The organism is Lentilactobacillus buchneri (assembly GCF_018314255.1).
GTDB lineage: Bacteria > Bacillota > Bacilli > Lactobacillales > Lactobacillaceae > Lentilactobacillus > Lentilactobacillus buchneri.
On the sequence record NZ_CP073066.1, the window covers coordinates 1,287,171 to 1,299,466 of the forward strand.

At 44.5% G+C, this 12,296-nt stretch carries 7 protein-coding genes and 1 other annotated feature; of the genes, 4 read left to right on the top strand and 3 right to left on the bottom strand.

Annotation, left to right across the window (positions count from 1 at the left end; genetic code table 11):
- Positions 1 to 178: 178 nt before the first annotated feature.
- Together KE627_RS06175 and KE627_RS06180 are read right to left on the bottom strand one after the other, a co-directional pair.
- A complete protein-coding gene (locus KE627_RS06175; protein ID WP_056938844.1) occupies positions 179 to 1,927 on the bottom strand; it encodes a thiamine pyrophosphate-dependent enzyme in 1,749 nt (582 codons plus the stop codon).
- A 254-nt stretch (positions 1,928 to 2,181) separates the two neighbouring features.
- Positions 2,182 to 3,585 carry a hypothetical protein gene (locus tag KE627_RS06180; RefSeq protein WP_013729086.1) on the bottom strand — a complete coding sequence of 468 codons (1,404 nt, stop codon included), beginning with the start codon at positions 3,583 to 3,585 and terminating at the stop codon, positions 2,182 to 2,184.
- A 311-nt stretch (positions 3,586 to 3,896) separates the two neighbouring features.
- Between KE627_RS06180 and KE627_RS06185 the strand changes: the two genes are divergently transcribed.
- From KE627_RS06185 to KE627_RS06195, 3 genes are all read left to right on the top strand, one after another.
- Complete coding sequence (locus KE627_RS06185; RefSeq protein WP_056938843.1) at positions 3,897 to 5,663, top strand: phosphatase PAP2 family protein; 1,767 nt, start codon at positions 3,897 to 3,899, stop codon at positions 5,661 to 5,663.
- Positions 5,664 to 5,719: 56 nt separating this feature from the next.
- Positions 5,720 to 5,969 (top strand) — a binding site (T-box leader).
- Positions 5,970 to 6,133: 164 nt separating this feature from the next.
- Positions 6,134 to 7,516 carry a branched-chain amino acid transport system II carrier protein gene (gene brnQ / locus KE627_RS06190; protein WP_056938842.1) on the top strand — a complete coding sequence of 461 codons (1,383 nt, stop codon included), beginning with the start codon at positions 6,134 to 6,136 and terminating at the stop codon, positions 7,514 to 7,516.
- An 84-nt stretch (positions 7,517 to 7,600) separates the two neighbouring features.
- Complete coding sequence (locus tag KE627_RS06195; RefSeq protein WP_013729082.1) at positions 7,601 to 8,815, top strand: cation:proton antiporter; 1,215 nt, start codon at positions 7,601 to 7,603, stop codon at positions 8,813 to 8,815.
- 113 nt (positions 8,816 to 8,928) lie between these two features.
- On the opposite strand, the gene KE627_RS06200 is transcribed toward KE627_RS06195, so the two are convergent.
- The gene (locus KE627_RS06200; protein WP_013729081.1) at positions 8,929 to 9,411 is read right to left on the bottom strand and encodes a nucleoside 2-deoxyribosyltransferase; all 483 of its coding nucleotides are present in this window, start codon (positions 9,409 to 9,411) and stop codon (positions 8,929 to 8,931) included.
- A 187-nt stretch (positions 9,412 to 9,598) separates the two neighbouring features.
- Here KE627_RS06200 and KE627_RS12300 point away from each other — a divergent pair, with 187 nt between their 5' ends.
- Positions 9,599 to 12,232, top strand: a complete 2,634-nt coding sequence (locus tag KE627_RS12300; protein WP_225424203.1) for a DUF5776 domain-containing protein — start codon at positions 9,599 to 9,601, stop codon at positions 12,230 to 12,232.
- Positions 12,233 to 12,296: the final 64 nt, after the last annotated feature.

Here is a 12,296-nt window from a genome sequence, read left to right on the forward strand (position 1 = left end):
CCCTGGCTTGCTAATTTAACGGGGTATCGATTGTATAATCGTTCGTGGTTCATCTCGGCTGGGATCAAAGGTGAGCAGGGGCTAATTAATTATTGAAAATGATTCATCGCTAATTAAAGCCACCAGTGGATTGATCGTCCATTGGTGGCTTTTTATGGTTTGCTGCATTCAAGTATCTTTAACTGTTGCTTTCTTCTTTCAGCAAGGTTGAAAGAGCTGGTTGATCAAACAAATTTGATTGCTTGGTATAAGTGTCAATGGTTGCTTGATCGAATTGGTCGGGATCGATTGGCATGAAGCTGGTATCAACTGGATCCTGGTTCTTGACCTTGGCATCGATTAAGATTGGCTTGGTGTTGCCATTTGCTTGGAGTTCCTTAATTTTTTCGAATGCGGCCTTCAGCGACTGCCGATCGGTGACTTGGATGCCAATCGCACCCATGTCGTCAGCAAAGCCGGCCCAATTGGCACCAATGAAGTGGATACCATATGGTTCCTGGCTTGCAGTGATCTTTTCATGCTGAATGTAACCGAATGCGCCGTTTTCAAGAACGACATTGATGATTGGCAGCTGATATTGCACTTGAGTCAGCAGATCCTGCATCACCATTGAGAAGCCACCGTCACCAGAAATGCTGAAAACCTGGCGATCTGGGTAACTCAATTTACCGGCGATACTTGCTGGTAAGGCGTAGCCCATCGTTCCAAACCAAGCTGACATACTGAACTTTTGGTCCTGGTTAAATGGTAATTGGCGGATAGACCACATTAAGTTGTTACCAACGTCGAGGCCAAACACCGCGTTGTCATCACTATTTTCCTTGATGGCCCGGATAACTGCTTCCGGTGCTAAACCATCATGTTCATCGTCAGCGACTTTATTCAACCAGGCATCCCAGTTCTGCTTATCCTTTTGAGCAGCCTTCAGGAATGGGGTTGGGGCTATTGGTTCTTTTTCATTTAATTTGGCCAGGAACGGTTTGGCATCGGCTAAAACAGTCAGGTCAATGTCATGCTGTTTCCCTAAATCTTCAACGTTATTGTTGATTTGAACAAATTTGATCCCCTTGGGCAGGAAACGGCTGAATGGGTAATTGGTTCCTGCCAGGATAATTAAGTCGGCTGCCTGAGTTACCTCAAAGCCCGGCTTGGTTCCCAGACGTCCCCGCGATCCCATAAAGTTGGGATGATCGGTCGGCATAACCCCGGTTGCCGGAGCGGTGGTGAGCACCGGCACACTGAATCGTTCTGAGAAGGCAACGACTTCATCTCGAGCATCTTTCAAGCCAAGGCCTGCCCATAAGACGGGATGCTTTGCTTGTTTGAGTAAATCATAGACTTGGTCGACAGCGTTTTGGTCAACATTCACGGTGGTGGCCGGTTTTAAGACTTTGGCAGTTTTATAAGGTTCAAAATCAATTTCTTCACCCGATAGATTATCCGGAATGATTACAACTGCCGGGCCCTTGGTCCGATAGGCATAGCGAATAGCCTCATCCATCACGTAGGGAATTTGTTCCGGATTGGTGACTTGTTTATGAAAATCAGTTAAGTCAACAAACAACGGATCCTGGTCCATTTCTTGGAAGAAATAGGTATTCATAATTGGCGTTGCTGATTGACCCACGATTGCAACCACGGGTGCATGATCCATCTTGGCATCATATAATCCGTTGAAGAGATGCGTTGCCCCAGGACCAGCAGAGCCAAAGCTGACACCGACTTTACCAGTCAATTTGGCGTCGGCGGTTGCGGCGAGGGAGCCAACTTCCTCATGGCGAACCTGAATGTATTTAATTTTGTCACGTTCCTGATAGAGACCGTCAACGGTGTTATTGATTGAGTCAGCGGTGATCCCGTACAAATGGTCAATATCCCAGCTTACCAGTACTTTGGCCAAGGCTTGACCAGCTGTCATTTTTGCCATAAATTAATCACTCCTAAATCTAAAGTGTAATGCTTACTTTTTATAAGTATGTTTAAAAATATAACGCCTTTTGAAACTGAGTGCAACCATTTGGTTCACAAACTTTGATTTTTTTGCTTAGAAACACTTGCAAATAAAAGAAAACGATTTCAGATACTTTGTGAAACTTTCCTTCCGGTTGTGGGAACCTCATCAAATGACCTAACGCTTCGTTTGATATTGAACTGTTTGTCGTTTCTAACGGACTCTCATTGTTAGTCATTATTCAAAAATGTTTCATAGTAGTTTGCCGGCTTGAAGAAGTAATCCGAAACATCGGCATCATTACTGTCAAAATGCTTGACGATTTTAGCATTAGCGTTGTCAGCAGTGGTGTATGAACTGGATCCTGATGATTTGGTGATCATTTTGGAAATTGTGAGGGTGATCCCGTTCCCTTTATTGAAGGCCGGTAAATTTGTCGAGAGTTCAAACTGTTCGTGCCAGTGACCATTTTCATAGTGTGCCTGGATGAAGCCCTCACCAGTCATTGTCCGATAGTAAGGTGACTGAGTTGGATTGATTTGGTTGAGCATTTGCTGAAGATGGGTACCTGAACCAACTCCACTTTCAAAGCTGGGAGCAAAGTACCAGATACCGTCTTTCAAGGTTGGCTGAGTGTTGGAAAGCTTAAAAATATCATTGGTCGGAACGTAATGCAGCCAACGGTTCAAATCAACCAGGGAGAGATTATGATTGGGGCCCAAGTTGTTGCCGTAAATACGCGTGATTGGGCCACTGTTGTAATTAGTGACTTGAGCACTTGGATCAGGAAAATCAAAAGCCCGGCTCCCCAGCGGTAAGACGGTTACTTGGCTAACATCGTAATTGGCGATTGGCTTGGCGCCGTTGGGCAATTTTGACAAATCCAAAACCGCCGCAAATGGATTGATTTCTTCCCAATTGCCACTGATGGCTGGGCCGTTAAGAATATCGATCATGGGAACCTTTAGCCATTGATTGGTTCCATAGTAAACTTTCCGCATCACAATTCGCGCGCCATTATGCTGACCATAGTTCAACATCTCAGGGAGATAAGACCAGTTTTGCTTTAGATATGTCAGGGCCTGTTTTTGATCATTGAGGGCAGGGGTTGTCGCAAACGGTTTTAGCTCATTTTGATTAACAGTCCCATGAATACGATTCGAAGATGCATACACACCAGAAGCATCCCATTCGCCGATCCGACTCATACCGCCACGACGATACGGCTGGTTGGAAAGCAGTACGTTGAAGGTGGGGTAGCGATAAAAGCCACCCTTGTAGTAGGTTCCTTTGATGAGAAAGCCGTGCCAAACATAGCCCTTGATCTTATTGTTGGCATTATGAATGTAGTAATAACTTCCAAAATAATGATTGGTCCGAATCGTGACCCGCTTGGTTGAATAGAAATTTGTCCGCGGGTAATTTTTTAAATTATGTAACTTTTGATTGTATTTGGCATTCCAAACATAGGCGTTTCGGTTGGAATTGATCAAAAATGATGTTTTCTTGTAAGACTGATTGGTTGTGATTTTTACTTTAGCATCCACTGTGGTCGGTATTTGCATTGAAACAATGGCGGCCGTCAGTAGAGATCCGGTTGCGATTAAAAGTGTTAGATGTTTGTTCAAAGTCATCACCCCTTGCCGACATTATAGAGCAGATGCACGCAGGCCGCCAATCTAACAGAATGTTTCATGTGAAACATCAACATTTACCCACTTTTTACAAATATTTTGCGGGTAATTTACGTCATCCCAGTACACTAAAGTTGAATCAGAAATGGCTATCAGGGACTATCTAAAGGATGGTGTGATCATGTCAACAATGTTATACGAAATCAAACATACCCCCAAGTTGGGTTGGGAAATATCGTTTGTGGTTTTGCTGATACTTGTTGTTCTGATAATCGTTTCATAGAAATTATTTCATCTTGGGAGGATTAAGCATGGGAAGTAGACATAGCAGTACGATCTTGAAAACGGTTCTGAAAAGCGCCTTTGTGCTGACGTTGACCGGAGCTGCAATTTTGGGTGTTCAAGGTAATGATGTGAAGGTAAACGCCAAGTCGGATACCAGTGTCTCAAACGAGTTGAATCCGGTTCCAGCTTCATATGGGTATTTCGTCGATCACTATAAGGAGAATGTGAAGACCAACTCGACTCCGGACACCAATCCGGCGATCGCGTTGTTCAACAATACCTTTTTAAGTTATTGGAATCCAACTGACGGTACAAAGACGAATCAAAAAGTGCTCCAAGACAATTTGGACAAATCAATTCAAATTACCAACGGTGCTTCGCAAGCAGAAATTGACCGTTCATACTTAACTGACCGGCGGGACCTGCGATATAACCTGATTAGTGGTTTTGGTCCCTACGCTCCGGCATTTATCAAGGATACCAACGCTCAGACTGATTTTAATGCCGTTCCCGATGCACCGCTTCCCGCAGGTTCACCCTACAGCTCGATGCAGTGGGCAGATGAAAACTCAACTCTCGGTTCCGCGGTTAAGCTGGTTGATATTGCAGAAGATTCAGCATGGTCTGGCACAGGGACGCCAAAGGCTTACATCAAATATACCCGTCCTTATCGTCAAAGCGATCAAGTCAAAGTTAACCCATACTTGAAGAACGTAATGGCTTCTGCTGCCGCCAACGATTATGATTTCCCAAGCGGCCATACAACCGCCGCATTTGAAACCGGTGAAACCTTGGCCTACCTGTTCCCAGAGCGCTATCAACAATTGATTACCCGTTCTTCGGAAGTCGGCTATGACCGAGTACTTGCCGGACGACACTCACCGTTAGCTGTTATGGGTGGCCGGGTGATCGGAACAGCAATGACAGCTGCGACCTTAAACGATCCGGACAACAAGCAGCTGATCAGCCAAGCCTACCAGGACACGCAAAAAGATTTGGCCAAGGCTCAGGATAAATCAGCCAAGGACGACTTTAGCGATTACCAAACCAACCTGAAGAATTACACCTATCGATTGACCTATGGCTTCTCACCAATTGGTGACACCACTAAGCCAATGGTTGTCCCAAAGGGCGCTGAAGTCCTCTTACAAACCAGATTACCATATCTAAATGCTACTCAAAGACGTGAAGTCCTCTACACCACTGGTATTCCATCAGGTTACCCAATGACTGATGATACTGAAGGTTGGGGCCGTTTGAACCTCTTTGAAGCTGCTAACGGTTTTGGATCCTTCTTGGACAACGTCACCGTGAACATGGATGCTTCCAAAGGCGGCTTTAACGCAGCCGACACTTGGAAGAATAACATTTCCGGTAAGGGCGGCTTGACTAAGGAAGGTTCAGGATCCCTGAGCTTGCTTGGAAATAACTCGTACAAGGGCGGTACCACTGTCAAAGCAGGAACCCTGGCAGCTGAAAATGACAACGCCTTGGGTGACGGCAGTTTGACTTTAGCGGGTGGTAACTTAACCCTCTCTGCCAAGAATGTTGTGGTCAAAGGTAATTACACGCAAAGTGGCAAAGGCAGCTTGAACCTCAACTCTGGCGACAAGGTTTCCGTATCCGGTACTGCTAAACTAGGCGGTAAACTGGTAGTGAAAGATGTGAAAGGTCTTAAATCCGGAGTGGTTATTCTTAAATCCAACAAATTATCCGGTAAATTTGCCCATCAATCATTGCCAAAAGGTTGGCATTTAGCCTATACCACCCATAACGTAAAATTAGTTAAATAAAACTGGTTGACATCGATCAGAAATCGTATTAGTATTTGTGTCAATCAGAAACATTAGAATTTGCTAAGACAAGGAGAGTAGTCTCTTAGAACTTTTTCAGGGAGAATCGGGTAAGTGAGAACGATTCAAAAGCCTAAGCGATGAAAGTAGCCTTCGAGCGACAAATGCGAGCGAGTCTGCGAGTGTTTGTTGGGAGCGCCCATTACAGCGCCAGTGTATCGCTGAATTCGTTCGGCCGTACATGGTGAGTCGATAGTTGTGAAGCTGTCGAGAATTTGGGTGGTAACACGTGCAAACGTCCCTTAAGATCGTATCGATCTTAAGGGACGTTTTTTATTTGCAATTAAGGAGGTCTTCAAAATGAGAATCATGTTAAATCGAAGCAAGTCAGGCGGCATCAGTCGAGTCACCAACAATCAGCATAAAATAATGGGAATTTTAGCGTATATAAATTATGAGGAGCGCTTAATATGGAAAATAATACAAAGAAATTATCATTTAAACATTATCTAATTATTGGTTCAATGTTGTTTGGGATGTTCTTCGGTGCCGGTAACTTGATTTTCCCAATTCACTTGGGACAATTAGCTAGTGCTCACTGGATGTCTGCTGGAATCGGGTTTCTGTTAACTGGAACATTATTGCCTTTACTTGCTATTATTGCGATTGCAGTTACTCACAGTAACGGAATTTATGATCTCGCCAAACCAATCGGCAGCCGCTATGCGACTTTCTTCATGGTATTGGTTTGTGCGACCCTTGGACCCTTATTTGCGACACCCCGGACGGCGACAACCCCATTTCAAATTGCCTTTGCCAGCCATTTGAATCCAACGCAACAACCAATGTGGCTGTTGATTTACTCACTGATTTTCTTTGGGATCACCTTCTGGGCATCACGTAAACCCACTGGAATTATTAACTCAATTGGAAAAATTTTGAACCCGGCATTCTTAGCATTACTTGCGATCATTTTCGCGTTTGCATTCATGAGCCCAATCAGCTCAGCTTCAAAGGCCCCAATTACGGATGCCGCTTATCAAAATGGTTCGATTCTCAACGGTTTCCTGCAAGGTTATAACACGATGGATTGTATCGCCGGGTTACTCTTCGGGATCGCTATCGTTACCGCCATTAAGAGCTTGGGCGCCACTAGTGCCAAAGAAATTTCAATGACCACTATGAAATCTGGTGCCTTGGGCATCGGGCTTGAAGCCATTATTTATATCGCGTTGATCTGGTTGGGTGCTACCAGCCTTGGTAGTTTTAAGTTATCCATTGATGGTGGGATTGCCTTTAACCAGATTGCCAATCATTTCATGGGTATCACCGGTGAAATTCTCTTGGCAATGATGGCCACCTTGACATGTTTGACAACTGCTGTTGGACTCTCGACTTCATTCTCAGAAGCATTGCATGCTAAATTCCCATCAATTTCTTATCGAACTTGGTTAATCATCGCCACCGGAATGTCGTTTGGAATTGCCAACTTTGGCCTTGATACAATTATTGCCTGGTCAACACCAATGCTGATGTTCCTCTACCCACTTGCCATTACCCTGATTATTCTCTCAATTGCCTCACCATTGTTCAATCATGACCGTCGGGTATACATCTGGACGACCATCTTTACCATTATCCCAGCGATTTTGGATGCGATCGCCGCAGCTCCGGCAATTATTTCCAAGTCTGCATTTGCTAGCACAATTTTGAAATTAGATGACTTTCTTCCTGGCGCTTCACTTGGGATGGACTGGTTGTTGCCAGCCGCCATCGGACTAATCATTGGCTTAGCCATTCACTATATTGGTGCCATGATGGGCGCTAAAACAACTCAGATCGAAAACGACTAATTTGTCGACACATATTCACATAGAACCTAAAACACATATAATAGATTATACACACATAAGTATCATGAGAAAGGAGGTCATGACATGGCGTTTATCGGTGCCCTGTGTCTGTTACTGATATTGACGACACTGGCTGGGCACTTGGCGAATCGAATTGGGATTCCGTCGGTTATCGGCCAGATCCTGGTTGGAATTGTTGTCGGTCCGGCCATGCTGGGCTGGATTCATTTGGATAATTTGATTAATCTGTTTTCCCAGATTGGTGTCATTATCTTGATGTTTATCGGTGGGCTGGAAAGTAATCTGAAATTACTGCGAAAATATTTGCGACCGGCAATTATCGTTGCGATTATTGGGGTCATCTTCCCCGTGATCATGATTGGCGGGGCCTGCTGGGCATTCTCGTTCTCGCCACTTGAAGCCATCTTTATCGGCGTCGTCTTCAGCGCGACGAGCGTCTCAATCTCCGTTGAAGTATTGCGGGATTATAAGTCCTTGGATACCAAAGAGGGAGCGACGATTCTTGGTGCTGCGGTTGCCGATGACATTATCGGCGTCATTCTCCTGTCGATTATGATTAGCGTGATGGGGACTGCCGGTGTTAAAACCGGTGATTCATCCTCCAATCTTGCTTTGATTTTTATCGAGCAAATTGCCTTTTTTGCCCTAACCTATTTGATGGTCAAGTGGATTGTTCCTTATCTGATGCAGATTGGCGAGCGCCTGCTCATGGCCTCCAGCGTCACGATTACCTCGATGGTCATTTGTTTGGGAATGGCGTATATCGCTGAAGCCGTTGGCCTGAGCGGTGCCGTTGGTGCTTTCTTTGCCGGCATCGCCGTTGCCCATACCCCTTATCGAGAGACGATTGAGAATCACATGGAACCGATTGGCTACGCGGTATTCGTGCCAATGTTCTTTGTCAGTATCGGGTTAAACATGTCGTTCGCAAATATCGGCAACTCACTGTTATTTGTCGGTGTCTTGACCTTTCTGGCCTGTATCAGTAAACTATTTGGCTGCGGGCTGGGCGCAATTATCAACGGCTTTAACCTCAACAGTAGTTACATGATTGGTTCGGGGATGATTTCTCGAGGCGAGATGGGGTTGATTACCGCTCAAATCGGTTTCTCCTCTGGACTACTGTCGGATTCGTATTATTCAGATTTGATTCTGGTCATTATTTTGTCAACGCTGATCGCGCCGTTCCTGTTGAAACATGCAATTCATCTGTTGCCTGCCGATGACAAAGCTGATTTGTCGTTGCCGGTAGAAAATGGTGTGCCGAGTGATCATTAGTTGGCTGATTTGATTCATTTTCATTTTAAAGAATATTAACTAAAATAAGGAAGTGAGCCATCAGGATGTTCCTGATGTTTCACTTCCTTTTTGAGTTGTCTTTCTACATATCATTAAAGAACTTTTTTCTCGGTATATTTTTGCTCGAGGTTGTTGAAATCGTAATCCTTGAGAGTTTGAATATCGTCTTTGCCGTTAAAGAAGGCGGTGTAGCTGCGGGCCAACATTAGGTTTAATTGACCATTTTCACCAAATTGGACCATGATGACTGGAATGTTGGCCTCGTGGGCTGAGCCGATTTCAAAGATTGTGCCTGAATCAGGTTCCGTTAAGCCTTCTTCCAGTTGATAATCCAAAATAGCAACGACGACATCCGCTTTATGTACTTGGCGCATATCGGATGCGAAGACGGCGTCCTGCCATTTGAAGCTGCCGAAGGGTTCGGATTCGAATTGGTGGTCTTGGGGAATGAATATGCCGTCAGCATCGATGGTTGGGTTCTGCTTGAGTAAGGCAACCACTTGGGCGATGCGATCTTTTTGACCATCACTGAAAAATGGGGATGCAAGGTAGACTTTGTTTTTGTAGGTTGACATGGGAAATCCTCCTTATTTTTAAGTCAATTGTACATGAAAACGGGACAAAAGTCCGCAAGATCCTGTGGTTTAGCGGATTAACTGATTCTCCTTGGTATTTTGAATCCTCCGAAGTTAATTGAAATGGTTCGTCCATAACATTACAATGAACATATGGAAATGCGGATTATTTTGGGGGAATGTTTATATGGTAAAAGACAGAAATGATAATTTAACAGTTCGTCGTTTGAAATGGGTGATTGTCGGACTAGTGTGCTTGACTTTTGGTTTAATCGCCGGCTTTAACGGTGTTGCTAAAGCTGCTGCGGGTGACACTTATACGCCTGTTGACAACAGTGTTCTAAAGTACAAGCAAAACTTTTCAAATAACGATACCTTATATTCAGGCAATAGTGTCCAATTTCAGTTATCGTTGAATGTTCCGGGACAGCAGAAGCAGCGACTGCAGAAGGGTGATGAGTTCGTGTTGAACTTTTCAGCTCCTATTTTCAGTACCAATTCTGATGCCGTTACGTTCGAGTTACCGACAGATACCAGTGCAACGTCATGGCTAACAAAAGATGACTTTGAATTGAGTCATTCGGGCAATCAAATTATCTTAAAGGTCAACACAGATGATGCTGCCAAGTTAAACATAATTCAGCAGATGACCGCTGTGGTCAATGGGGTTATTAACACGTCTACAGATTTAAATGGCGTTAAAGTAACTCCTTCCTTTAAGTTGAATAGTGATCCGGGTCACCCAATTAATTTTGATCCAACCACAATCAATATCTCGAGTAGTTCAGACAATGGGGGTGGACCAAACCCACAGTTTAAAATGTCACAAGCGCTATTCAATGGCTTTGCCAATTTGACCAACAATATCACTAACAATGGGTGGGTCAACAATGCTGCCGGATTGTCGGTTGGAACTGATGAAACGACTCTGAATTATTATCACTATCAGGATGCAATGAGTGTCACGGGGCAAGTCAAGTTTCCAGTTGCTGATAATATGCCTGATTCAATCGATTGGGTAATTAAACCGGCTGATGGCGATAATCACAAGATTGATCCTTCTGGTGTTCAAGTTTGGGCTGATTCTTATTCAAAGACCAATCAGCCTGCACAATATTATCAAATTCCTTCGGGTGATTATACGCTCAAACAAGCTTCTGACGGCAAAGGGATTGAACTGACGCGCCTTAATCAGAAATATTTCAAGCCCGGCTGGACAATCAACGTGTTGTTCTATATTGGAACGACAAAGACCGTCTATAGTTTGACGGGTGACGGGGTCAATGGTGCCAAAGACACGGTTCATCTGGTGTCACATGTTGCTACTACTGGTGGTAATCCAGGAGTGATTGCTGATCACAAGGCATTCTTAAAATACCTGAACCCTGACAGCGTTGGTTACACCCCACAGTTAAAAGTTAAGCCTGAAAAAACATTTGACCTGGCGAAGACTGACCAAGACGGCTTTATTGCTGGGGATGTTACGTCGCAGGCCTTCATTCGCCAATTTGTGCAAGCCGCTTATGATAATTATTATAATGTGGCCGATCAATCAAAAGATATCGCTAAAGGCTATACATTCAAGGCGGCATATGCAAATGGATCGCCAGTACTTGATCCACAGTCCCCTGCGGCGGGTGACTATACTTTGAATATTACCGCGGTAAACAAAGATGGCAATGAATCAGCAACAATTCCAGCCAAATTCCACATTATCAATAATGCCAACCCAAGCGAATCTAAAAATATTAATGTTTCCTATGTAGATGTCAATGCCCCAAGCACCAGTTTGGATAGTTTCATACTGTTGGGGAATTCTCACACACTGAACTCAACCAGTGATATTGGGAGTCAGATCATAAGTAACATTCCTAGTGGTTATCATTATGCAAATGCCAGCGAATTAAAATCTGGCCAAGCCCAGCCAAGTAATACGGTTACTTGGACGAATCAGGCGCAAAAATTGACTGTCTATGTTGCCAAGGACACGACACCCACCCCAACGCCAACGCCGAAACCGACGCCCACCCCAACACCAAATCCAAATCCAAATCCAAATCCGTCCCCGACGCCAACTCCAACACCGACGCCCACGCCAAGCCCGACACCCGCACCAAGCCCGACACCCGCACCAAAAGGGACCGTTGTGTACGCGTTAAAGAAAATTTATCTCTACCAAAATACGACGTTTAGTACTCATGAACGCCGAGCAGGTTACGTTTCCAAGCCGCGCGTTTACCGGCCGATGTTTGTTGTCACTGGATACGGTCATTCCGCAAATGGTCGCCTTCGTTACCAGGTTCGCGATGTGAACCACTTAACTAAGAATCGTGGCAAGACAGGTTATATCACCGCACAGTGGGCATACGTTCGTCCAGTTTATTATCAGACGATGCACTCAACCGTGACGGTTATTAATCCGCGCGGGGTCAATGCCTATATGTACAAGAATTTGACTGCCAAGACCAGAAACTACAAACAAGGCACGGTTCTTCATGTTACCAAAATTGTTAAGCACAATTTGACAACCCGATTCGTACTGACAAACGGCCAATACATTACCGCGAACCGGAAACTGGTCACCATGGATAAACAAGCACAACCCCGGTATATCAAAGTTAAAAAAGCAATCTACCGTTATCGAGATGTGAACTTGAGTAAGCGCAATCGTCACACTTCCTTCAAGAAGGGCACCAAGATTAAGATCAAGAACTACGATTACTCACATGCAAACAGTGTCTCTAATCATGGCGCTTTGAGGTATCACGTTGCCGGCGGGTACATTACCGGAAATACGAAATATGTGAAGATTGTCAAATAACATGAAATCAAAAATGGTATTCCACCTTGGAATGCCATTTTTGTTTTACAATAAAGATTAAAAG